A 21,877-nucleotide genomic window follows, 5' to 3' on the forward strand; every position below is an offset into this window, starting at 1 on the left:
CGGCCACCGCAAGGACTGCATGCATGGACCCGCAAGCTCCCCGGCTCTACGCCGACCCGCGCGGCATCTGGCGCGACGACGGCGCCGGCCGCGTCCACGGCATCCGCTGGACCGACATCGACGGCATCGACGGCTATGCGATCGACGTGGTCGACCGCAAGCTGATCTTCGTCGAACTGGGCACCGTCAGCGGCGACAGCCTGGAACTGCGCACCGACTGGCCGGGCTACCGCGAAGTCGCGACCGCGATGAGCGTGCACCTGCCCGGCCTCGACCTGGACGCGCTGAAGCGCCTTGAGTTCGCCTTGCCGGACGACCCGCCGGCGGTGCTGTGGTGGCGGGATTGAGGCGTGGGCGCATGCGCTTGCGTTGGGAGCGCGACGAGTCGCCTCCTTCTGTAGGAGCGGCGTGAGCCGCGACCGCGGAACGCGCAGGGGTAGCAAGGCAGTCGTCATTCGTCGGAGCGGCATGCCTCTCGCCAGGGTAGGAGCGGCGCAAGCCGCGACATCGTTGCTTTTATCTCGCGGCGCCTCGATCAGAAAAATGCGGATCAAGATCAAACCAACTGTAGGAGCGGCGTGAGCCGCGACCGCGGAACGCGCAGGGGTAACAAGGCAGTCGTCATTCGTCGGAGCGGCATGCCTTTCGCCAGGGTAGGAGCGGCGCAAGCCGCGACATCGTTGCTTTTATCTCGCGGCGCCTCGATCAGAAAAATGCGGATCAAGATCAAACCAACGCTTCCGCCGCTAAAGCGGCGGGTTACTTTCTTTTGTCTAAAGCAACAAAAGAAAGGTAACCAAAGAAAAATGCTTTGTTTTGAATCACAGGCCCGCACGAACGGTGCATCCGCGGGGATTTTTCATACGGGACATCCTTGTCCCGATGAAAAACGGCCTGCATCCCAGCAGGCCGCCCTCCGGGTCTGCGATGGCCTTCGCGAGTGCGCGGCGGCGCCAAGCCGAAGCCGGCGGTAGAGCATCGGAACGCAGCGCCATCCCTTGTAGGAGCGGCGTGAACCGCGACCAAGGGACGCGCCGAGACGACATAGCCATTGCCGTCCATCGAAGCGGCACGCTTTCGCAGGGTAGGAGCGGCGCAAGCCGCGACCGCGAATCTACGGCCGGCGGCGTAGGCGATTGGGATTGCGCGATCGCGGCTTACGCCGCTCCTACAGTGGTCGGTACGCGGCGTCGTTGTCGTTGTCGTTGTCGTTGTCGTTGTCGTTGTCGTTGTCGTTGTCGTTGTCGTTGTCGTTGTCGAGATTTTGATCTGGTTTGCTTTATGGCTTTGCTTGCCGCTTCGCCGGTCAAAAGCAGACCCGGAGGGCGGCCCGCAGGGATGCGGGCCGTGTGCAAGCAGGCCAAGGATGGCCTGTCTGGAGCATCCCTGCGCCGGCACCGATCGTGCGGGCTGGTGCCCTTGCAGGAAGAAGCACTTTTCTTTGGTGACTTTCTTTTGTTGCTTTGGACGAGAAAGTTACCCGCACCCTTCAGGGGGCGGAAGCTTTGCTCTTGCTGTGGCTTCAAAGCCCTGGGTAAGAAACGCCGCAACCGGATACGGCGCGGTCGCGACTTGCGTCGCTCCTACTCCCCGCGACGGTTCACGGCTTCGATGAGTGACGACGGCGATGCGATTTCTATCCGTCCCTTGGTCGCGGCTTACGCCGCTCCTACAGGTGAAGCCGCGAGGCGCCGCGAATCGGCACCGCGCCGGATCGCCCATCGATCGGATCGGCGGCATGCACCACCGACCCCATACGACAAGCCTGTCGATCGACTCAATCCAACACCCGACAAAACACCGCCTTCAGGTACCGCGACTCGGGCACCTGCGCCAACCACGGATGATCCGCGCCCGCGCCGGACACCTTGAGCACCTGCACGGTGCGCCCGGCATAGAACGCGGCGCGGCGCAGCATGTCGAGGAACTGGTCTTCGCTGACCAGGCCGGTGCAGGAGAAAGTCGCGAACAGGCCGCCGGGCTTGAGCGCGCCGAGCGCCAGCTTGTTCATGTCGAGGTACTTCTTCAGCGCCGGAATCACCTGCTCGCGGTCGCGGGTCATCTTGGCCGGGTCGAGGATCACCACGTCGTAGAGATCGCCGGCGTTGGCGACGTCGCGCAGGTAGGGAAAGATGTCGGCCTGGACGAACTTGACCTGGGCGCCGTTGAGCTTGGCGTTGGCCTTGGCGATGTTGATCACGTCGGCATCGATGTCCACGCCGACCACTTCCTCGGCGCCGCGCACCTTCGCGTACACGCCGAAGCCGCCGGTGTTGCAGCACAGGTCGAGCACGCGCTTGCCGGCGACCTGCTGCGACAGCCATTCGCGGTTGTCGCGCTGGTCGGCGAAGAAGCCGGTCTTGTGCGCGCCGGCGGGGTCGGCGCGGAACTTGATGCCGTACTCGGTGATCGTCGCCGGCGGCACCGCTTCGGTGCCGCGGAAGTCGAAGCTCTCCTGCTTCTGCACGTGCTCGTCGGCGAAGGCGTAGAAACGGCAGCCCGGGAACTGCTGGCGCAGCGCGTCGTAGATCCATTCGCGGTGACGGAAGGCGCCGGCGCTGAAGTACTCGACCACCAACAGGTCGCCGTAGCGGTCGACCACCAGGCCGCTGAGGCCGTCGCCCTCGCTATGCACCACGCGCCAGGCGTCGCTGACCTCGTCGAGCTTGAGCACGTCGCGGCGCAGCGACACGGCCGCGGCGATCTTGCGCGCGAACCAGTCGGCGTCGACTTCGACGTCGGGGTCGTTCTCGAGCATGCGCAGGGCGATGCGCGAGTGGCCGTTGTAGAAGCCGCGGCCGATCCAGTCGCCGTCGACGCCGAGCACGTTGACGATCGAGCCCGGCTTGGGGCGCTGGGCCGGCTTGTCGACCAGGCGCTGGAAGATCCAGGGGTGGGTGGATTTCCAGGCGTTCTTGAGGCGTACGGTGGGGAGTTCGTTATTCATCCCGCCATTCTACCGGGGCCGGGCCGCTTGCCCGGCCTGGCCCGCGCCCGGCCCCGGGCCGCCGTCCCGCTGGCGGGACAAACCAGCCCGACGAACGCGGCTTGTATTCCTTCCGGGCGGTGCCAATCTCGGTGACATGCACCTGCCCACCGAAGCCCCGATCCCCGACACCCCGGCTCAGCGCAAGGCCGACCGCAGCCGTCTGGTGCGGGCGCTCAACGCCAGCCTGGCCTTCGTCCTGCTGCTGGCGGCGGTGTTCAGCGCCCAAGGCCAGTTCGACGTGCGCGCCTTCACCGTCCAGCCGTGGTCGGCGCAGGGCCTGGTCGGCCTGCTGACCGCGCCGCTGCTGCACGGCTCGATCGAGCACCTGGCCGCGAACGCGACCTCGCTGTTGCTGCTCGGCACCCTGGCCGGCGCGGTCTACCCGAAGGCGACCCTGCGCGCGCTGCCGATCCTGTGGCTGGGCGCCGGCCTCGGCGCCTGGCTGCTCGGCGATCCGGGCAGCTATCACCTGGGCGCCAGCGGCCTCACTCATGGCCTGATGTTCCTGGTCCTGACCCTGGGCCTGCTGCGTCGCGACCGCCCCTCGATCGCCGCGGCGATGATCGCCTTCCTGCTCTACGGCGGCATGCTGCTGACCGTGCTGCCGCGCGAGATCGGCGTGTCGTGGCAGGCCCACCTGGGCGGCGCGGCCGCCGGCGTCGTCGCCGCCTTCCTGTTCCGCCTGCGCGACCCGCTGCCGCCGCGCAAGCGCTACAGCTGGGAGGACGAGGACGAAGAACTGGTGCCGGCCCACGACGAACTGGAACCGCCGAGCCCGCAACGGGTGCCGGTGCTGTGGAACCGCCCGGTCGACGGCGAACGCGGCGTGGTCCTGGAATTTCCGTCGCGACAGCGGCACGAGGACTGAGCTGCGCGCCACGCGCTCCGCACCGCCTGACGCTAAAGTGGCGCCGGGTCCGCAGGCGGGCCGTCCGGTCGCGGCCGCATCGGCGCAGGCATCGCGACGGCAGGTCTGCGCGACGCCGCGATCCCTTCCCTGGAGCCGACCATGCGCCGCCTGACTGTCCCGTTCGCGTGCAGCCTATTGCTCGCCGCCTCGCCGTTCGTTCACGCCAAGAGCGCCTGCATGATCGAAGGCCAGGTCCTCGGCCAGATGATCAACGAATGCACCGAGACCGACCTGCCGGCTTCCGACGAGGCCAGGCAGCCGCAATGCAACAGCTCGCTGCCGGGCCTGGCGGAGATCGGCGGCCAGGTCTCGGCGCGGCCGGTCGCGGCCTGCCCCTCGGGCGCGGTGGCGGTCTGCGATTCGCCCATGAACGTCAAGGCGCGCATCTATTACTACAAGCGCAACGCCAGGCAGATCGCCGGGATCAAGCAAGCCTGCGAGATGCAGCGCGGCCAGTGGGTCCAGCCGTGAGGCCGAGCGCCGCGCCTGCCGCGGCACGAACAGGCCTGAACGCTGCGCTCGCCGCGACGCTCGCCCTCGCGGGCGCGCCGGCCATCGCGCAAAGCTCCGGGCCGGCCGAGCCGCCCTCGTTCGACCGGCCCGGCATCTCGTTCTCGACCGACACCCTGCCGCGCGGCGCTTTCGCCTGGGAGCAGGGCTTGCCGGATTTCGTCCGCGACGACGACGGCGGCGCCCGCAGCCGGCTCTACAGCGCCAACACCAATCTGCGACAGGGCCTGAGCGACCGGGTCGAGCTGCAGCTGGCGACCTCGGCCTACAACCGGCTGCGCGAACGCGACGGCGACGGCCGCCGCTCGCGCCACGGCGCCGGCGACACCGGCCTGGCGATCAAGGTGGCGCTGCCGGCTTCGCACGAGGCGTTCTCGTGGGCGGTGCTCGGCGCGGTCACCGCGGCCAGCGGCGACCGCGACTTCAGCAACGGCGCCACCCAGTACACCCTCGGCACCACGCTCGGCTACGACTTCGACGAGCGCCTCGCCGGCGCGCTGTACTTCAACCTCGACCGCAGCGACGGCCGCGACACCTGGACCTGGTCGCCGAGCCTGAGCTTCGCGCTCAGCGACCGCGTCGGCGCCTACCTCGAAGCCGGCGTGTCGAAAGCCGACGGCGAGTCGGCGACTTCGGTCGCCGGCGGCGGCGTGACCTGGATGGCCACGCCGCGCGTGCAGCTCGATGCCTCGTTCGACCTCGGCCTCGACCGCGGCAGCCCCGATCTACAGGCTGGGGTGGGGGCGTCGTTCTACTTCGACTGAGCCGCGCAAGGCGGCAGCCGTGCCGAGGCCGGTGGCGATCGCCGAGGCGTAGTCCGGCGCCTGCGTTCCGGACGACTCGTAGGTCCACAGGAAACCGCCGCCGATGCCGTCGCTGGCCCACTGCGCAAACTGCTGCTGGACCTGGTTCGGGGTGGAATCGGTCGCCAGGCCCGGGATCACGAAGCGGGCCGGGAAGCCGCTGCCAAACGTTTTTTGCAGCGCCTGGATCCAATCTTCGGGATTGTTGCCGGCGCCGCCGGAATAGCACTGCAGGTTGAACGCGATCACCAGGCCGGGATCGGTCTTCTGCAGTTCGGCCAGGCAGCCGACCCAGAACTCGGGGTTGTAGTAGGGGCAGAAGGTGACCTTGAAGCCGGCCTTGCCGAGCATGCGGCTGAAATCGACGATCAGCTTCTGGTCCTGCATCTCCTCGTCGTCCAGGTCGACGGCCTCGATCGCCGGGAAGGTATTCTTCAACGCGACCAGGTTCTGGAACAGCGGATTCTTCTCGCCGCTGCCGAACTCGGCGATCAGCTTGCGGATGTTGCCGTAGTCGCCGACCCCACCGCCGCCGATCGACAACCACACGCGCTCGATGCCGGTCGCGCCCAGGGTCAGGGAATTGACCAGCGGCAGCCACTCCGGCGGACCGACGTACCGGCCGTTGGAGACGATTTCGAGATCGTTGTAGTACAGATCGCCTTTGTACTTGTCCGGCGCCGGCGGCGACCTGTCCTGGTAGTGCGGATGCGCCAGGGCCAGGATCGCGGTGTTGAAACCAGACGCCTTGAGACCCTCGATATAGTCCCTGCCACCGGTCTTGGAGAACAGGCCTTCGCAGTAGGCGGCGACGATGGGCTTGCTTGCGTTGGACATGATCGGCTCCTGTTGTGGGTGAGCCTTCTGACCAACGCGGGCGTGCGCTGCCCTCGGACAGGTTTTCCGCGGCAGATCGCGTCTTTGCGACCGCCTTCGCACTCTTCCGCGGGGCGTCACGCTCGGCCCCGCGCCATGACGAACGCGATCGCTGCAAGTCGCACCGGCGCACGACTTTCGCGACCGTTATCGCATCGTCATAGCCTCTCTAGAAACGCCCCGGCTCCAGAGTGCCCCGAGGCCGCAGTCCGCACGCACCGAGCCCCTTGAGGAGGGCGGCCGAGGGGATGCTCCGGCTCTGCTTCGCTCTGGCGCTATCTCGCTCCCCAACCACGACCCGATCCCCCAACTTGGCGCCGCCACCCTGCGGTGATAGCGTCGCAAGCGCAGCCGTCGCGGGGCTCCGCGACCTCATCGCTTGGGGAATCGATGCGCTACTCGCCCTTCCGATCCGTCGCCGGCCTCTGCCTGATCGCCGCCCTCGCCGCCTGCCAACGCCCCGCGCCGGCGCCGCCGGCAGCGGACGGCTACGACGAAAGCGCCGGCGCCGACGCGCGACGGATCGAAGCGGACCTGCGTTTTCTCGCCGACGATCTGCTCGAAGGCCGCGAGGCCGGTACGCGCGGCTACGACCTGGCGGCGCTGTACGTCGCCGAACGCCTGCGCGCGATCGGACTGCGTCCGGCCGGCGACGACGGCCGCTACTTCCAACGGGTACCGATGCTGAGCGCGAAGCGCGTCGACGGCGGCGGCACCCTGGTGATACGCCGCGACGGCTCTGCCACCGCGCTGAAGTTCCGCGAGCAGTTTCTGCCACAGCTCAACTTCGACCGCACCGATGCGCGCGTGACCGCGGCGGCGGTGTTCGTCGGCCAGGCGGTGCGGGCGCCGGAACTGCAGCACGACGATTTCGCCGGCATCGATGTGCGCGGCAAGATCGCGGTGCTGTTCCACGGCGCGCCGCCGCGCTTCGACACCGACCGGCGCGCGTTCTACAGCTCGTTCCGCGAGAAATTCGCCGCCCTGGCCGAACGCGGCGCGGTCGGCGCGGTGATCGTGTCTACCGACGAAGAGGAACAGCGCCAGCCCTGGGCGCGCGGCGCCGAGAACTGGGCTCGACCCGGCATGCGCCTGCGCGACGCCGACGGGCGACCGCTCGACACCTTCCCGCAATTGCAGGTCATCGCCCAGGTCAGCGCCGCCAGCGCCGGCGCCCTGCTCGACACCGGCGACCGCAGCGCCGCGGGACTGTTCCGCGATGCGCGCGCGGGCACGCTGCGCGGCTTCGAGCTGCCGGGCACGATCGAATTGTCGGCGCAGACCCGGATCGAGCCGGCCGAGTCGCGCAACGTGGTCGCGGTGCTGCCCGGCGCCGACGCTACGCTCAAGCGCGAGCACGTGCTGTTCAGCGCCCACCTCGACCATATCGGCATCGGCGCGCCGGTGCATGGCGACGCGATCTACAACGGCGCCCTCGACAATGCACTGGGCGTGGCGATCATGCTCGAAGCCGCGCAGCAGCTCGCGCGTTCGCAAACGCCGCCGAAACGCTCGCTGCTGTTCGTCGCGGTCACCGCCGAAGAAAAAGGCCTGCTCGGCGCCGAGTGGTACGCGCGGCACCCGACCGTGCCGCGCGATTCGCTGGTCGCCAACGTCAACATGGACATGCCGGTGTTGCTGGTGCCGACCCGCGACGTGGTGCCGATCGGGGTCGAGCATTCCAGCCTGCAGGCGGTGCTCGACCAGGCCGCGGCCGAGGTCGGGGTGAGCCTGTCGCCCGACCCTTCGCCGCAGGAAAGCGTATTCGTCCGCAGCGACCAGTTCGCCTTCATCCGCGCCGGCGTGCCGGCGGTGTACCTGACCGGCGGCGTGCAAGCGCAGCAGTCGGGCGTCGATGCCGGCAAGCACCAGCGCGATTTCCTGCGCGAGCGCTATCACCAGCCCGGCGACGACGCGAGCCAACCGATCCAGTACGCCGACGCCGCGCGTCTGGCCCGGCTCAACGCGCGCATCGGCCAGTCGATCGCCGACGCGCCGCAACGGCCGCGCTGGAATGCCGGCGATTTCTTCGGTCAGCGCTTCGGCACTCTCGACGCATCGCCCACTGCGGCCGGCGAAGACGCTGCGCCGCGCTGAGTCGCCGAGCACGCAGGCCGCTTGGCTATACTGCGGCGATGAGCGACATCGCGATGAGAACGCTGGGCCTGCTCGGCGGCATGAGCTGGGAATCGACCCTGCCGTATTACCGGCTGATCAACGAGACTGTGCGCGACCGCCTCGGTGGGCTGCATTCGGCCAAGCTGCTGTTGTACAGCGTCGATTTCGCCGAGGTCGAACGTCTGCAGCATGCCGGCGACTGGGACGCGGCCGGCGTGCTGCTCGGCCAGGCCGCGCGCTGCTTGCGCGACGGCGGCGCGCAGTTGCTGGTGATCTGCACCAACACCATGCACAAAGTCGCCGATGCGGTCGAAGCCGCCTCCGGCCTGCCCCTGCTGCATATCGCCGACCCCACCGGCGCGGCGATCCGCGCCGCCGGCCTGAGCCGGATCGGCCTGCTCGGCACGCGCTTCACCATGGAGCAAGAGTTTTACCGGCAGCGATTGATCGAGCGCCACGGCCTCGAGGTGATCGTGCCCGACGCGGCCGGCCGCGATCTGGTCCACCGGGTCATTTACGAAGAGCTGTGCCTGGGGCGGATACGCGACGAGTCGCGCCAGGCCTATCGCGAGGTCATCGCCGGGCTGGTCGCGCGCGGCGCCCAGGGCGTGATCCTGGGCTGCACCGAAATCGGCCTGTTGATCGGCGCCGGCGATGTCGAGATTCCCTTGTTCGACACCACCGCCCTGCACGCGCGCGCGGCGGCGCTGGCGGCGATCGACGGCGCCTGAAGCAGGCGTTGCCGCACTCGCCCGCACCTCGCGGGCCAGCGGCGTCGCTGGTCAGCGATGCGATCCGCGGCGACACTGACCGCCAATCGATTCCGCGGAGCGCCCCATGAACGACGATCGTCCGAACCCGGGCTGGTGGAGCCGCAACTGGAAGTGGGCGGTGCCGAGCGGTTGCCTGACCCTGGTCCTGCTCGCCGGGCTGCTGCTGGTCGGCGTCATCGGCCTGGGCATCAAGGGCCTGTCGGGCGTGATGAAAGCCAGCGAACCGTATCGGCATGCCGTCGTCCTGGCCGAGGGCAACGCCGAAGTCGTGGCCGCGCTCGGCACGCCGCTGCGCACCGGCAGCATGATCCAGGGCACGCTCACCACCGAGAACGCGAACGGCCGAGCCGACCTGTCGGTGCCGCTGACCGGTCCCAAGGGCGAGGCGACCCTCTACATCAAGGGCGAACGCGAGGCCGACCGCTGGACCTATTCATTGCTGGAAGTGGCGATCAAGGGCAGCGGCCAACGCATCGATCTGCTCGACGGGCAAGCGGCGCCGCGCGAGCCGGCCACACCCGCCAAGCCAACCGAGCCGCCGCGCAGCGAACCTCAGGGCGATCCCGGCGCCGAACCCGAAGCCGCGCCCGGCGACAACGCCGGACGGGTCAGCGCGGCGGCAGCGGCAGGCCGCGGAAGGACTTGACCGTACGCAGCACCAGGCTGGAATTGATGTCGGCGCCGCCGGCCTGGTTGAGCAGCCGGTCGAGCAGGAAGCGCGACAGATGCTCGAGGTCGCGCACGACGATCTGCAGCAGATAGTCCATGTCGCCGGTCAGCGCGTAACAGGCCACCACCTCGTCCCAGGTTTCGACGAACTCGGCGAAGGCGGCGACCGCCTCGCTGTCGTGGCGGCCCAGGCGCACCCGCACGAAGGCCTGCAGGCCCAGGCCGAGGCGTTCCGGGTCGACCTCGGCGCGGTATCCGGAGATCACCCCTTCGCGCTCCAGCCGCTGGACCCGGCGCAGGCAGGCCGAGGCCGACAGATGCACGCGTTCGGCCAGCTCGGCATTGGTCAGGCGGCCGTCGCGCTGCAGTTCGGCGAGCAGGACGATGTCGGTACGGTCGAGTTCTACGATGGCCACATTCAGCGCCCATGGCGGTCATGACGCAATAATATTGCGCCAATCGGCCATCCACGCGCAATAACGCAAGCCTATTGCGCCGAAGCGCGGTTAAAGTCGTCTGGTCCCCAACTGTCCGGGACGTTCCAGGAGCCCCACGGCCATGACCCCCGCCACCCCACAGCGCGTCGAACACCAGCTCACCGACAAGGGCTACGTGCCGGTCTATACGACCGCCGTGATCGAGCAGCCGTGGGCGTCGTATTCAAGCCAGGACCATGCGGTGTGGGCGCAGTTGTTCGAGCGCCAGCAGCAGGTGTTGGTCGGCCGGGCCAGCGACGAGTTCCTGACCGCGCAGCGGGCCATGCACATGAGCCCGCACCAGATTCCGAAGTTCGACGATCTCAACCGCGTGCTGCGCGCGCATACCGGCTGGGAGCTGATCGGCGTCGAAGGCCTGCTGCCGGAACTGACCTTCTTCGACCACCTCGCCAACCGCCGTTTCCCGGTGACCTGGTGGATCCGCAAGCCCGAGCAGATCGACTACCTCGCCGAGCCGGATCTGTTCCACGACCTGTTCGGCCATGTGCCGCTGCTGATGAACCCGGTGTTCGCCGACTACATGGAGGCCTACGGCCGCGGCGGCGTCAAAGCCCACGGGATCAACCCCGAGGCGTTGGTCCACTTGACCCGTCTGTATTGGTACACCGTGGAATTCGGCCTGATCAAACAGGCCGACGGCTTGCGCATCTACGGCAGCGGCATCGTCTCGTCGAAGAGCGAATCGATCCACTGCCTGGAATCGGATGCCCCGAACCGGATCGGCTTCGACCTGGAGCGGATCATGCGCACCCGCTACCGCATCGACACCTATCAGAAGACCTATTTCGTCATCGACAGCTTCGAACAGCTGATGCGTGCGACCGAACCGGACTTCACCCCGATCTACGACCGCCTCGCCATCCAGGACTCGGTCCCGGCCGGCGACGTTCTCGCCACCGATACCGTGTTCCATCGCGGCACCGGCGAGGGTTGGCTGACGGATGGGGACGTCTGAGCGCCGCGGCGACCTTTCGCCATCGGGCAGGACGGATGCGGATGCAGTTATACCGGACGGATGGACACCGCATCGCCGTTGCCGGATCACGCCGTGGAATGTCGCAGGGTAGGGGTGGCGCAAGCCGCGGCATCGCTGCGACGGTCTCGCGACGCATTACTCGTTGAAGACGAAGATCAAGATCAATCCCAAAGCTTCCGCCACTAAAGCGGCGGGTTACTTTCTTTTGTCTGAAGCAACAAAAGAAAGGTAACCAAAGAAAAGTGCTTTTGTTTTAGTCAAAGGCCCGCACGATCGAAGCCGGCGCAGAGATGCTCCAGACAGGCCATCCATGGTCTGCCTGCGCACGGCCCGCCTCCCTGCGGGCCGCCCTACGGGTTTTCACTTGACCGGCAAAGCAAATCAAAACAGGGCGATCGCAACGGCAACGATCGTCGCTACTCTCGAGTAGGAGCGGCGCAAGCCGCGACCGCGCAACTCCGATCGCCTGCGTCGCCGGCCGAAAATTCGCGGTCGCGGCTTGCGCCGCTCCTACCCTGACGAGCTACGGCCGGCATCGACGCGATAGTGCGAGGTCGCGGTCGCGACTCGCGTCGCTTCTACAACGACCGCTACGTCGCACGCGTATCCGTCGGCCAAGGCTGTGACTGCGGCTATTGCTTTCATTTAGGCTTTACGCCGCGCACTAGCGAAGGCTAAAGAAGACCCGGAGGGCGGCCCGCAGGGATGCGGGCCGTTTTTCATCGGGACAGGGAGGTCCCGTATGAAAAATCACCGCGTCGGCATCGAACACACGGGCCCTTGATTCAAAGAAAGCACCTTTCTTTGATTACCTTTCTTTTGTTGCTTTAGACAAAAGAAAGTAACCCGCCGCTTTAGTGGCGGAAGCTTTGGGTTTGACCCTGACCCTGACCCTGATCCTGATCCTGATCCTGATCTTTAATTGAAAGAGACGCCGCGAGACCGCAGCAGCGTGGTCGCGGCTTGCGCCGCTCCTACCCTGGCGAAGGCACGCCGCTTCTGCGAACGCCGACGGCCTCGTCGTTTCTGCGTGTTTCGCGGTCGCGACTCACGTCGCTCCTACAGGGGGCAGCCGAAGCTATTCCCGCCCCTCAAATCACCCGCAAGGTGATCGCCTTCAGCACCGCGCGGGTGCGGTCGCGGGTGTCGAGCTTTTCCAGGATCACCGAGACGTAGTTCTTGACCGTGCCCTCGGCCAGAAACATCGCGCGGGCGATCTCCTTGTTGGAGTAACCGCCGGCCATCAGCCGCAATACCGACACTTCACGCTCGGTGAACAAGGCGCGCGGGGCGTCGTCGGCGTGGTAGCGGTAACGCGCACGGACCGGTTCGGTGCTGACCGGCTGCAACAGGACTTCGCCGGCGGCGACGCGCACGATCGCCTCGCGCAGGTCTTCCGGGGCCGCGTCCTTGAGCAGGAACCCCTGCGCGCCGGCTTCGGTCGCGCGCAGCAGCAGTTCGCTGTCGTCGAAGGTGGTCAGCAGCAACACCGGGGTGCGGTCGCCGCGCGCGCGCAGGCGCAGCAAGGCGTCGATGCCGTCGACGCCGGGCATGCGGATGTCGCTGAGGATCACGTCGACCGGGGTGTCGGCGAGACGGTCGAGCAAGGCCTGGCCGTCGTCGGCCTCGAAAGCGATGCGCATACCCAGGCGTTCGAGCAGGGCGCGCAGGCCGGCGCGCACCAGCATCTGGTCGTCGGCGAGCCCGATGCGCAGGGGTTCGCTCATCCCGGCAACCTCGCCTCGATCCGCATCGCGCCGCGCTCGTTGCGGGCGAAACTCAGGCTGCCACCGGCCGCGGCGATGCGCTCGCGCATGCCGGCCAGACCGTTGCCTTCGCGCAATGCGCCGCGCAGGCGGCCGTCGTCTTCGACCCGGATCTGCAGATGATCGCCGTCGCGATGGATCGAGACGCGCACCCGCTCGGCATCGGCGTGGCGGGCGCTGTTGGTCAGCGCCTCCTGGACCAGGCGCAGCAAGGTCTCGGCGAGCGCCGGGTCGGTCAGGTGGATGCGCTCGTCGATGTCGAGCTCCAGGGCCGGCCGCGGCATCGGCGCGGCGAGCGCGCGCAGGGCGGTGGCGAGGTCGAGGCCGCGCGAATCGCGCAGCGCCTGCACCACGTCGCGGATGTCGCCGAGCAATTCGCCGGCCAGCCGCTGCGCCAACTGCACCTCGTCGCGTTGGCCGAGGGCGGGATCGGCGGCGAGCGCGCGCAGGTTCAACGTCATCGCGGTGAGTTTGTGCCCGGCGACGTCGTGCAGCTCGCGCGCCACGCGCAGGCGCTCGGCGTCGCGCGCGCTGTCGGCGAGCAACGCGCGGGTAGCGAGCAGGTCGGCATTGACCAGGGCGAGCTGGTCGCGAGTGTGTTCGGCGCTGCGCGCGTAATGGGCGACCATCGCCGCGAAACTTTCGAAGCCGGCAAAAATCAGCGTCACCACCAAAGGCGCGCTGTGCCCGGCGGCGCGCATGATCAGGTACAGCGCCAAGTTCAACAGCAGGGCCAGGATCAACACCGGCCGCGGCGGGTAGACCAGGGCGAGGTGGGCGATCAGCACCACCAGCAGCGCCGGCGAAGTGCCGCCCTTCGGCGCCAGCCAGCACACCGCAAGCGCGCACACCGTTTCGACCGCGAACAGCGCCAGCGTCCAGCGCGGCCGCGACGGCGGCACCAGATCGCTGGCGAGAAAACTCAGCAGAAAACCGATCATCGCCGCCCATTGCGCGAGCTGGTCGCGGGCACCGTCGTGGCGCAACGACAGCGCCACCGCCAGCCAGGTCAGCACGGCAGGCAGGTTGATGGCTTGGAAGATCACGCGCAGGGCGGCGGGCATGCCGGGATGCTGCGCGTGGGCGCCGGCGGTGGCAATGGCCGCGGCGCAGAAAGTGACTTCCGGCAGGGTGAAGTCCTGACTGTCGGGCCCTGTCGCCGCGACCGCGCGCGACCACCATGGCCCCACCCGGTAACCGCGCCGGACCCGAGGAGACGCCGCCATGGCATCGGCTTACGAATGGATCAAATACCTGCACATCGCGATCGGCTGCGTGGCGCTGGCCGGCTTCTGGAGCGCGGGCCTGGCCCGCAAGGGCAGCCCGCTGCACCGGCGCGCCGGCCAGGCCTTCCTGCTCGCGATGACCGGCATCCTCGTCACCGCCGTGCCGATGGCCTGGCACCAGTGGCAGGACGGCCATCCGGTGACCGCGGCTTTCCTCGGCTACCTGTTGGTGATCACCGCCACCGGCGTGTGGACCAGCTGGCGGGCGGTGCGCGACAAGCGCGACGTGGTGCGCTACACGGGCCCGGTCTACGTCGCCCTGGCCGTGTTGTCGTTGCTGTCGGGCGCCGCCATCCTCGCGCTCGGCCTCAAGGTCGGCGCACCGCTGCTAAGCGGGTTCTCCAGCATCGGCTTGTTCGTCGGCGCCGACCTGCTGCACAAGCGCTGGCGCCGCGACCGGTTGGCCCAGCGGCCGCGCTGGTGGCTGATCGAGCACTACACCGCGATGCTCGGCAACGGCATCGCCACCCATGTCGCCTTGCTCGGCATCGGCTTGCCGCGCCTGCTGCCGGCGATCGACGGCGCGGCCCTGCATTACGCGGCCTGGTTCGGCCCGCTGATCGTAGCCGTTGGCGCCAAGCTGTGGTTCGACCGGCGCTGGAAGCCCGTCGCAGCGCCGACGAACGCGGTCCGCGCCAGCGCATGACGCATCGCCCGCGGGGCCACCGATCACAACGCACGGGTAAAAGAAAGTGGCGACGGTTGAGCCGGATCCGGCCGAATTGAGCCCGGCGGCTTGCAACCTGCAGGACGAACGGCGCATCTCAGCATCACTCTTCACCGAAACGGCGACGCTCATGAACCGATCCGCCCTGTACCGCCACGCCCTGCCGATCGCATTGTTGGTGAGCGGCGGCGCTCTCGCCGCCGAACCCGCGGTGCAAGCCGCCGAGCAGGCCGCCAAGCCCGCCGCCGACCCGGCCTCGACGCAGGCGCAATGCCACACCGGCGCCTATCGCCTCGACGACGATCGCGTGGTCGATGTCGCCCGCACCAGCGCCGCCGGTGTGCTGCGCTGGCGCCTGCTCGACGGCCGCACCGGCAAGCTGACGCTCAAGGACGGCGCCTGGACCAGCACCCTCGGCTGGACCGACCGGGCCGACGGCGTGACGGTGTCGTTCGGCGATTGCGCCGACGGCCGCATCCGTTATGACGGCCATGACGGTCGCAAACTGAAGTTCGACGTTACCGAAACCCGGTTCCAGGGCAACGGCGTCGACCTGCGCGGCCGCCTGGTGCTGCCGCCCGGCGAGGGCCCGGTGCCGCTGGTGGTGCTGGTGCACGGCTCGGAGAACTACTCCGGCGTCGACCTGTATCACCTGCAGAACCTGTTCCCGGCCCACGGGATCGGCGTGTTCGTCTACGACAAGCGCGGCACCGGCGGTTCGACCGGCAAGTACAACCAGAACTTCTACCAACTTTCCGATGATGCCGCGGCGGCGTTGCGCGAGGCCAAGCGCCTGGCCGGACCGCGCGCCGGCCGCACCGGCTTCCACGGCGGCAGCCAGGGCGGCTGGGTCGCGCCGCTGGCGGCGAGCAAGGAGCCGCAAGCCGAGTTCGTCGTGGTCGGTTTCGGCCTCGCCGACGGCGTGCTGGCCGAAGACCGCGACCAGGTCGCGATGGACCTGCGCGCGGCCGGCTTCGGCGATGCGCCGACCCTGGCCAAGGCGCGCGAAGTCTCCGATGCCACCGGCCTGATCGCCTCCAGCGACGGCCAGCGCGGCTGGCAGGAACTCGACGCGCTGCGCGCCAAGTACGCGGCGCAGCCATGGTGGAAGGCGCTCAAGGGCGAGTACACCGGCCTGGTGATCAACAGCACCCGGGCCGAGGTGCTGGCCGAGTTGGCCAAGCAGGACGTCGACCTAAGCTGGGACTACGACCCGATGCCGGTGCTGCGCAGCCTGCCGGTGCCGCAGTTGTGGATACTGGGCGGCTCCGACCTCGAAGCGCCGTCGGACGAAACCCAAAAGCGCCTGGTCGGCCTGGCCGGGGAAGGCCGACCCATCACCACCGTGCTGTTCCCGCAGTCGGACCATGGCATGCTCGATTTCGAAATCGATGCCAAGGGCGAACGCCGGCACACCCGTGTCGCCGAAGGTTACTTCGCGATGCAACTGGACTGGATCAAGCGCGGCAAGCTCGATGGCCAGCCTTACGGCCGGGCGAAGGTACTGGCCGAGGCGAAGTGAGGAAGAAGTGGGGAGACTGTTGCTGCGCAATGGCGGCGGTGGTCGTCAAAACCTTTCACGGCCCGACCTCTCAGAGCGTCATCCCCGCGACGGTCAGGGCGTCACGCGTCCTGGCCGGTAGCAAAGACTTCGAAGTCATGTCGCGGTAGAGCCCCAGATTCCCGTCTACGCGGGAACGAGGAGAGGTAGGTTTCCCGTGCCCCTTGCAAGCATCATCCCCGCGAAGGCGGGGCCGATCGTTCTCGGTCGCGACGCACTTGCAGTTGTCTTCAGCCGTTGCCCTGCCTTCCGCTTCGCGGCTTTGCCGGTCGAATGAACATCCGTAGGGCGGCCCGCAGGGAGGCGGGCCGCGCGCAAGCAGGCCATGGATGGCCTGTCTGGAGCATCCCTGCGTCGGCAGCGATCGCGTGGGCCGGTGCCCTTGCAAGGAGAGCCCTTTTCTTCGGTTCGCTTTCACCGAAGGGAATCCAGAAGGACTTTCGGGCTTAGAAAAAGAAAGTAACCCGGCCGCGTCAGCGGACGGAAGCTTCAGATCTCGATGTGGCTTTACCGCTCCGCGGCAAGAAACGCCGCAACCGGCGACGGCGCGGTCGCGACTTGCGTCGCTCCTACCCTGGAGACTGCTGCATCAGCGTATCGCTGCGAACCTCTCACTGTAGGAGCGACGTGAGTCGCGACCAAGGAAGGCGCAGAAACAACGAAGCCGCCGTCATTCATCGAAGCGGCGTGCCTTGGCAGGGTGGGAGCGGCGCGAGCCGCGACATCGTTGCGGCGGTCTTGCGGCGCATTCCTCGTGGAAGATCAAGATCAAACCCAAAGCTTCCGCCACTGAAGCGACGGGTTACCTTCTTTTGTCTACAGCAACAAAAGAAAGATAGCCAAAGAAGTGGCTTCTCTTTGAATCAAAGGCCCGCACGAGCGATGCCGACGCGGGGATCTACATACAGGACCCCCTGTCCCGATGAAAAGCGGCCCGCATCCCTGCGGGTCGCCCTCCGGGTCTTCTACGGCCTTCGCGAAATCGATGCTCCGCGGAGCAAGAGCCACGAGCAGATAGCCTGCTGCCCGATCGATACACCCTGCTCGATCGATACACCCCGGTGGCGGGATCTGCCGCGCTGGATGACGTCGGGATACCGGACAGGGCCTGTCCTGCGGGGCCCAGATAACTTTTCGCCCCGCGGATGTCACACGGCGGCCCGGTGGATCGTCGAACCGATATAAGCCCCGCAATCCCCACCGGAGAACGCCCCATGAGCAATACCGCCCCGATCAAGTACGAACGCGAGATTCCCGAGATCCTGGCCCAGCTCGGCCAGGTCGAGACCGCTGTCTCGGGCCTGGGCCTGGAGCGGCCCATCTACCACCTGATCAAGCTGCGCGCGTCGCAAATCAACGGCTGCGCCTTCTGCGTCAAGATGCATCTGCGCGAGGCCCGCGCCGACGGCGAGAGCAACGACCGCCTCGACCGCCTGGTCGTGTGGCGCCATGTCGGCGACTTCAGCGCCGCCGAGCGCGCCGCCCTGGCCTGGACCGAGGCGCTGACCACGCTGGACGAGCGCACCGATTACGGCGCGCTGCGCGAGGCCCTGCGCGAGCATTACAGCGACCAGCTGATCGGCGCGCTCAGCGCGGCGGTGGCGATGATCAACCTGTGGAACCGGCTGCAGGTATCCAGGCACTGAGCGGTCGCTGCGGTCCGCTGCTCTGAGCTCCTCTCTCGAGTGCGGGAGAGGAGTTGGGTGAGGGCCGCGCGCCCTACATACTCGCCAGCCCAACATCCCACGACGCGAGCGCGCACCGCCCGCGCTTAGAACCGAGCCATGAACGCTTCCGAAGACTCCCAACTGTTCGCGCAATCGGTGCCGATGCTGATCGGCCTGGCTTACCGCATCCTCGGCTCGCGCGCCGACGCCGAAGACGCGGTCCAGGACACCTTTCTGAAGTGGCAGGCGACCGATCGCGGCGCGATCGACAACCCGGGCGCCTGGCTGACCACCGCCTGCACGCGCCGCTGCATCGACCTGCTGCGCTCGGCCCACCGCACCCGTGTCGACTACGTCGGCTCCTGGCTGCCCGAACCGATCCAGACCGCCGCGGCCGAGCGTCCCGACGAGCAGCTGTCGCTGGCCTCGTCGCTGTCGACCGCGTTCCTGCTGCTGCTCGAACGGCTGACCCCGAAGGAGCGCGCAGCGTATCTGCTGCACGAGATCTTCGAGCAGTCCTACGCCGACGTCGCCCGCACCCTGGAAATCGAGGAGGCCGCCTGCCGCAAGCTGGTCCAGCGCGCGCGCGCCAACGTCGAACAGGAAAAGGTCCGCCACGTCACCCCGGCCGAGCAACAGGACCAGCTCTTGGCCGCGTTCGAGACCGCATTGACCGAGGGCCGCACCGCGCCGCTGGCCGCCCTGCTGTCCGAGCAGATCGCCCTGCACGCCGACGGCGGCGGCAAGGTCACCGCCGTCGCCGAGGCCCTGCATGGCCGCGACGCGGTGCTGGGTTTCATCGAAAGCGTGCTGCACCCGGCCTGCCGCAACGATCACTGGACCTTCGTCGACCTCAACGGCTCGCGCGGCGTGATCCTCGAACGCGACGGCCGCATCGAGGCCGCGGTGAGTTTCGGCTACGACGAGAACGACCGCTTGCGCGACATCTTCATCATGCGCAACCCGGACAAGTTGGCGCGGCTGGAGGCGGTGAGGATTCGTTGAGTGGTTCGGGGCTTGGGATTCGGGCTTGGGACTCGCGACTCGGAGAGTGAAACCGTTCGCTTGCCCCCTTATCCCGAGTCCGTCGCCGCCGCCCCCACCGAGCGCAGGTAGGCGTCGAGGCCGCGCTCGCGGGTGTCGACGAAGCTCTCGCCGGTGGCGGCGTACTCGACGATGCGGTCGGGCCGGAAGCTGCGGAAGTCGGTGCGCAGGCGACACCAGGCGCCCAGGGTCCAGCTGCCGCCCCAGAACGACAGGCACAGCGGTTCGATGTCGCGCGCGCTCGCACGCGCTTCGCCATCGCGATAGACCAGGCGCAGCACGCGTTGTTCGAGCACCGCGCCGTGCAGGGCGTCGATCAGGCCGCTGGCTTCGATGCGGTTGTCGAGCTGTGGGGCGAAGATGCGGGTGCGGGCGCTGCGCGCGCGCAATTCCGGCGGCAGCACCGCTTCGATCTTGAGCAGGGCCGCGATCGCGCCGCGGCCCAGACGCTCGCCGCCGAAGGCGCGCACGAACCGCGTGCCGACCACCAGGGCTTCGAGCTCGTCGGGATTGAACATCAGCGGGGGGATGTCCGCGCCCTTGCGCAGCAGATAGCCGACTCCGGCCTCGCCCTCGATCGGCACGCCGGAGCGCTGCAGGTCGGCGACGTCGCGGTAGACCGTGCGCAGCGACACCTCCAGGGTCTGCGCCAGCTGCTGGGCGGTGATCGCATGGCGGCGTCCGCGCAGGGCATGGATCAGCAGGAACAGGCGGTCGGCGCGGCGCATCCGGCATGATCCCGCGCCGCCGCGCCGGGCTCAAGCGGCCGCATGGGATCCGGACCGCGACCGCCGATATTCATGCCCGCAGTTCCGAACGCGCGGTCGGCGCCAGGCGCAGCAGCTGCGGCGCCTGCTTGAGGTCGCCGAGCATGGCGTCGGCCAGCAGCGCGCGCCAACGCGGGTCGCCGTCCAGGGCGGCGAAGTGGGCACGCTGCGCGGCTTCGTCGGGATACCGGGCGAACCAGACCAGCACCGCCTCGCGCTCGCGCACCGGCAGGCGCGGGTAGCCGTTCGGCGACGGATCGGTCGCATAGGTCGCCAGCAGTTCGGCGCCGGCGCCGAGCAAGGGCGCGAAACGCTGCTCGAACAACTCGGCGAAACCGTCCTCGGCCGGCGCGTTCAGCTCGCAGATCCCGATCGCGACCACGCCCTCGCCGCTCGCGGCGCTGCCGACCGACGCGCGCGCGCTCGGCGCGGCCGCGAAGCCCGAACCCGGCCGCGCCGGCCTCAGCATCAGCACGTCGTCGTTGTCGAGCAGGGTCGCGTTGGCGGCCTCGCGGTGCCGCTTCCAGATCGGTCCGCCGTAGAAGGCGTCGAGCGAGGCCGCGCGCAAGGCGTGATTGGGAAACCCGCGCACCCAGGTGTAGCGATCGGCATGGTCGAGGTCGCGGAACTGCGCGATCACGTGCATCCCCACCGCTTCCTGCGGCTCGATGAATTCGCGCTCGAACAGATCGATCAGTTCGTCGCGGCGGCCCGGCTGCATGCGGTACTGGCGCAGTTCGATCACCGCATCCTCGTGCAGCAGGCGGCCGTGTTCGTCGCTGCGGTGCATCCACATATGCCAGTTGGTTTCCCAGCTGACGCCGCCGTCGGGCGAGAATTCCTGCTGCCAGTGCGCGGTGTTGGCGCTGATGGCGTTCCATACGAACTTGGCCGGCACCGGCCGGCCCTCGTGTTCGAGTTCGCCGTGGAATACGCCGACCCCGTTGTCGTAGCCGCCGACCACCGGCGGCTCGAGCACGCCGTCGTGGCTGCCGGCCCAATAGATGCTCCATTGCCGGCGCTCGAGGTTGAACAGGCGCAAAGTCATGCCCTGGAAGCCGTCCTCGGCGCCGGGGCGGCCCCAGTCGGAGACGAAGGCATCGACATTGCCCAGCCCGCCGAGCACCGGTGCGCAGGTCTGGACGGCCGGGAAGATCTCCCAGTCTTCGGACCCGACCAGGCGCTGGCGCAGGCGTTCGTTGTGCACCTGCCAACGGCCGTGCAGGAAATCGAAATCGTGGCGGCCGTCGGCCGCAGTGGTGTCGTTCATCGCGTCGCTCCTCGCATGCGGGCTCAGGCCCGCCGCGTCATCCACATGATCCAGTTGGTTTCCCAGCTGCGGCCGCCGTCCGCCGACAAGGCCTGCTCCCAGCGCACGCTGTCGGCGGTGATCTCCGACCAGGTCGCGCGCGAAGGCAGCATCCGGCCTTCGTGCGCTTCCAGCCCGTGGAACACGCCGATGCCGTCGCGGAAGCCGCCGCTGAGCGGCGCTTCGAGCACGCCGTCGCGATCGCTGGCCCAGTACACCTGCCACAGCTTCGTCGCCGGTTGATACAGGCGCAGGGCGAAGCCTTCGATGCCGCCGCCCCAGGCAGTGAGGTAGCGGTCGACGCTGCCGAGACCGCCGAGCACCGGCCGGCATTCGTCGGTGGCGTCGAATTCGATCCAGTCGTCGCTGCCGGCCAGGCGCTTGGCCAGGCGGCGGTTCTTGACCTGCCAACGACCGTGATAGAAGTCGAAATCGTGGCGGCCGTCGCGATCGGGCGCGGTCGGGCCGCCGCCGGCCGGGGCCGCCGCGGTCGCGGCGAACGGCGCCGCCTGCAGGACCGAGCTCATCGCTGCGAGCTGCGCGCTCGCCCCCACCTGCAGGATCAATCGTCGTTGCCGGTCCATCTCGCGCTTCCCCCGTGGCCGCGTCGGGCCAGGCCGTGCCGATCGCACGCCGCCACTGTGCGCGGGGGCTGCTGCCAGCCTGCTGTCAGCAGGGCGCAGCGGGAG

Annotated in this window: 20 protein-coding genes; 12 read left to right on the forward strand and 8 right to left on the reverse strand. The window is 68.3% G+C overall.

Annotated features, from left to right (window positions below):
• Positions 1–23: 23 nt before the first annotated feature.
• Complete coding sequence (locus AC6CH2_RS09230; protein ID WP_435395813.1) at positions 24–347, forward strand: hypothetical protein; 324 nt, start codon at positions 24–26, stop codon at positions 345–347.
• Between the two features lie 1,430 nt (positions 348–1,777).
• Here AC6CH2_RS09230 and AC6CH2_RS09235 read toward each other — a convergent pair.
• Entirely contained in the window at positions 1,778–2,947 is a 1,170-nt protein-coding gene (locus AC6CH2_RS09235; RefSeq protein ID WP_031373977.1) for a class I SAM-dependent rRNA methyltransferase, read from the reverse strand.
• Positions 2,948–3,083: 136 nt separating this feature from the next.
• Here AC6CH2_RS09235 and AC6CH2_RS09240 point away from each other — a divergent pair, with 136 nt between their 5' ends.
• The 3 genes from AC6CH2_RS09240 (at position 3,084) to AC6CH2_RS09250 (ending at position 5,173) form a co-directional block, all read left to right on the forward strand.
• Positions 3,084–3,857: a rhomboid family intramembrane serine protease gene (locus AC6CH2_RS09240; protein WP_435395812.1), complete on the forward strand. Its 774-nt coding sequence runs from the start codon at positions 3,084–3,086 to the stop codon at positions 3,855–3,857.
• 141 nt (positions 3,858–3,998) lie between these two features.
• Positions 3,999–4,370, forward strand: coding sequence for a hypothetical protein (locus tag AC6CH2_RS09245; protein ID WP_498268971.1), 372 nt, complete (start codon positions 3,999–4,001; stop codon positions 4,368–4,370).
• The gene (locus tag AC6CH2_RS09250; protein WP_498268972.1) at positions 4,367–5,173 is read left to right on the forward strand and encodes a transporter; all 807 of its coding nucleotides are present in this window, start codon (positions 4,367–4,369) and stop codon (positions 5,171–5,173) included. The genes AC6CH2_RS09245 and AC6CH2_RS09250 overlap by 4 nt, the downstream gene beginning before the upstream one ends.
• Here AC6CH2_RS09250 and AC6CH2_RS09255 read toward each other — a convergent pair.
• Positions 5,135–6,049 (reverse strand): hypothetical protein, encoded by a 915-nt coding sequence (locus tag AC6CH2_RS09255; RefSeq protein ID WP_498268973.1) that lies wholly within the window; start codon positions 6,047–6,049, stop codon positions 5,135–5,137. The genes AC6CH2_RS09250 and AC6CH2_RS09255 overlap by 39 nt on opposite strands.
• Positions 6,050–6,478: 429 nt before the next feature.
• Here AC6CH2_RS09255 and AC6CH2_RS09260 point away from each other — a divergent pair, with 429 nt between their 5' ends.
• The 3 genes from AC6CH2_RS09260 (at position 6,479) to AC6CH2_RS09270 (ending at position 9,625) form a co-directional block, all read left to right on the forward strand.
• A complete protein-coding gene (locus tag AC6CH2_RS09260; RefSeq protein WP_498268974.1) occupies positions 6,479–8,185 on the forward strand; it encodes a M20/M25/M40 family metallo-hydrolase in 1,707 nt (568 codons plus the stop codon).
• A 38-nt stretch (positions 8,186–8,223) separates the two neighbouring features.
• A complete protein-coding gene (locus AC6CH2_RS09265; protein ID WP_498268975.1) occupies positions 8,224–8,937 on the forward strand; it encodes an aspartate/glutamate racemase family protein in 714 nt (237 codons plus the stop codon).
• A gap of 106 nt (positions 8,938–9,043) precedes the next feature.
• Positions 9,044–9,625: a cytochrome c oxidase assembly factor Coa1 family protein gene (locus AC6CH2_RS09270; RefSeq protein ID WP_498268976.1), complete on the forward strand. Its 582-nt coding sequence runs from the start codon at positions 9,044–9,046 to the stop codon at positions 9,623–9,625.
• Here AC6CH2_RS09270 and AC6CH2_RS09275 read toward each other — a convergent pair.
• Positions 9,588–10,058, reverse strand: coding sequence for an Lrp/AsnC family transcriptional regulator (locus tag AC6CH2_RS09275; RefSeq protein WP_498269112.1), 471 nt, complete (start codon positions 10,056–10,058; stop codon positions 9,588–9,590). The two genes, AC6CH2_RS09270 and AC6CH2_RS09275, sit on opposite strands and share 38 nt — an antisense overlap.
• A gap of 148 nt (positions 10,059–10,206) precedes the next feature.
• On the opposite strand from AC6CH2_RS09275, the gene phhA reads away from it, so the two are divergent.
• Positions 10,207–11,100 carry a phenylalanine 4-monooxygenase gene (phhA, locus tag AC6CH2_RS09280; protein ID WP_498268977.1) on the forward strand — a complete coding sequence of 298 codons (894 nt, stop codon included), beginning with the start codon at positions 10,207–10,209 and terminating at the stop codon, positions 11,098–11,100.
• A gap of 1,112 nt (positions 11,101–12,212) precedes the next feature.
• Here phhA and AC6CH2_RS09285 read toward each other — a convergent pair.
• Together AC6CH2_RS09285 and AC6CH2_RS09290 are read right to left on the reverse strand one after the other, a co-directional pair.
• Positions 12,213–12,848: a response regulator gene (locus AC6CH2_RS09285; RefSeq protein WP_498268978.1), complete on the reverse strand. Its 636-nt coding sequence runs from the start codon at positions 12,846–12,848 to the stop codon at positions 12,213–12,215.
• Positions 12,845–13,951, reverse strand: a complete 1,107-nt coding sequence (locus tag AC6CH2_RS09290; protein WP_498269113.1) for a sensor histidine kinase — start codon at positions 13,949–13,951, stop codon at positions 12,845–12,847. Before AC6CH2_RS09290 ends, AC6CH2_RS09285 begins: the two co-directional genes overlap by 4 nt.
• A 160-nt stretch (positions 13,952–14,111) precedes the next feature.
• Here AC6CH2_RS09290 and AC6CH2_RS09295 point away from each other — a divergent pair, with 160 nt between their 5' ends.
• From AC6CH2_RS09295 to sigJ, 4 genes are all read left to right on the forward strand, one after another.
• On the forward strand, positions 14,112–14,819 hold the full coding sequence (locus tag AC6CH2_RS09295) for a hypothetical protein (protein WP_498268979.1): 708 nt from the start codon (positions 14,112–14,114) through the stop codon (positions 14,817–14,819).
• A 151-nt stretch (positions 14,820–14,970) separates the two neighbouring features.
• Positions 14,971–16,362, forward strand: coding sequence for an alpha/beta hydrolase family protein (locus AC6CH2_RS09300; protein ID WP_498268980.1), 1,392 nt, complete (start codon positions 14,971–14,973; stop codon positions 16,360–16,362).
• 1,253 nt (positions 16,363–17,615) lie between these two features.
• Entirely contained in the window at positions 17,616–18,047 is a 432-nt protein-coding gene (locus AC6CH2_RS09305; RefSeq protein ID WP_498268981.1) for a carboxymuconolactone decarboxylase family protein, read from the forward strand.
• A 138-nt stretch (positions 18,048–18,185) separates the two neighbouring features.
• The gene (gene sigJ / locus AC6CH2_RS09310) at positions 18,186–19,073 is read left to right on the forward strand and encodes an RNA polymerase sigma factor SigJ (protein ID WP_498268982.1); all 888 of its coding nucleotides are present in this window, start codon (positions 18,186–18,188) and stop codon (positions 19,071–19,073) included.
• A gap of 68 nt (positions 19,074–19,141) precedes the next feature.
• On the opposite strand, the gene AC6CH2_RS09315 is transcribed toward sigJ, so the two are convergent.
• The 3 genes from AC6CH2_RS09315 to AC6CH2_RS09325 form a co-directional block, all read right to left on the reverse strand.
• Positions 19,142–19,840 carry a helix-turn-helix transcriptional regulator gene (locus AC6CH2_RS09315; RefSeq protein ID WP_498268983.1) on the reverse strand — a complete coding sequence of 233 codons (699 nt, stop codon included), beginning with the start codon at positions 19,838–19,840 and terminating at the stop codon, positions 19,142–19,144.
• A gap of 70 nt (positions 19,841–19,910) precedes the next feature.
• The gene (locus tag AC6CH2_RS09320) at positions 19,911–21,149 is read right to left on the reverse strand and encodes an NIPSNAP family protein (RefSeq protein WP_498268984.1); all 1,239 of its coding nucleotides are present in this window, start codon (positions 21,147–21,149) and stop codon (positions 19,911–19,913) included.
• Positions 21,150–21,172: 23 nt separating this feature from the next.
• Positions 21,173–21,772 (reverse strand): hypothetical protein, encoded by a 600-nt coding sequence (locus AC6CH2_RS09325; protein ID WP_498268985.1) that lies wholly within the window; start codon positions 21,770–21,772, stop codon positions 21,173–21,175.
• Positions 21,773–21,877: the final 105 nt, after the last annotated feature.

The sequence above is a fragment of the Lysobacter sp. GQ73 genome (assembly GCF_059758755.1).

What these genes read in the sequence shown, in the direction of transcription:
- AC6CH2_RS09230 (WP_435395813.1), top strand. Translation starts at nt 24, where the DNA reads ATGGACCCGCAAGCTCCCCGGCTCTACGCCGACCCGCGCGGCATCTGG.
- AC6CH2_RS09235 (WP_031373977.1), bottom strand. Translation starts at nt 2,947, where the DNA reads ATGAATAACGAACTCCCCACCGTACGCCTCAAGAACGCCTGGAAATCC.
- AC6CH2_RS09240 (WP_435395812.1), top strand. Translation starts at nt 3,084, where the DNA reads ATGCACCTGCCCACCGAAGCCCCGATCCCCGACACCCCGGCTCAGCGC.
- AC6CH2_RS09245 (WP_498268971.1), top strand. Translation starts at nt 3,999, where the DNA reads ATGCGCCGCCTGACTGTCCCGTTCGCGTGCAGCCTATTGCTCGCCGCC.
- AC6CH2_RS09255 (WP_498268973.1), bottom strand. Translation starts at nt 6,049, where the DNA reads ATGTCCAACGCAAGCAAGCCCATCGTCGCCGCCTACTGCGAAGGCCTG.
- AC6CH2_RS09260 (WP_498268974.1), top strand. Translation starts at nt 6,479, where the DNA reads ATGCGCTACTCGCCCTTCCGATCCGTCGCCGGCCTCTGCCTGATCGCC.
- AC6CH2_RS09265 (WP_498268975.1), top strand. Translation starts at nt 8,224, where the DNA reads ATGAGCGACATCGCGATGAGAACGCTGGGCCTGCTCGGCGGCATGAGC.
- AC6CH2_RS09270 (WP_498268976.1), top strand. Translation starts at nt 9,044, where the DNA reads ATGAACGACGATCGTCCGAACCCGGGCTGGTGGAGCCGCAACTGGAAG.
- phhA (WP_498268977.1), top strand. Translation starts at nt 10,207, where the DNA reads ATGACCCCCGCCACCCCACAGCGCGTCGAACACCAGCTCACCGACAAG.
- AC6CH2_RS09285 (WP_498268978.1), bottom strand. Translation starts at nt 12,848, where the DNA reads ATGAGCGAACCCCTGCGCATCGGGCTCGCCGACGACCAGATGCTGGTG.
- AC6CH2_RS09290 (WP_498269113.1), bottom strand. Translation starts at nt 13,951, where the DNA reads ATGCCCGCCGCCCTGCGCGTGATCTTCCAAGCCATCAACCTGCCTGCC.
- AC6CH2_RS09295 (WP_498268979.1), top strand. Translation starts at nt 14,112, where the DNA reads ATGGCATCGGCTTACGAATGGATCAAATACCTGCACATCGCGATCGGC.
- AC6CH2_RS09300 (WP_498268980.1), top strand. Translation starts at nt 14,971, where the DNA reads ATGAACCGATCCGCCCTGTACCGCCACGCCCTGCCGATCGCATTGTTG.
- AC6CH2_RS09305 (WP_498268981.1), top strand. Translation starts at nt 17,616, where the DNA reads ATGAGCAATACCGCCCCGATCAAGTACGAACGCGAGATTCCCGAGATC.
- sigJ (WP_498268982.1), top strand. Translation starts at nt 18,186, where the DNA reads ATGAACGCTTCCGAAGACTCCCAACTGTTCGCGCAATCGGTGCCGATG.
- AC6CH2_RS09315 (WP_498268983.1), bottom strand. Translation starts at nt 19,840, where the DNA reads ATGCGCCGCGCCGACCGCCTGTTCCTGCTGATCCATGCCCTGCGCGGA.
- AC6CH2_RS09320 (WP_498268984.1), bottom strand. Translation starts at nt 21,149, where the DNA reads ATGAACGACACCACTGCGGCCGACGGCCGCCACGATTTCGATTTCCTG.
- AC6CH2_RS09325 (WP_498268985.1), bottom strand. Translation starts at nt 21,772, where the DNA reads ATGGACCGGCAACGACGATTGATCCTGCAGGTGGGGGCGAGCGCGCAG.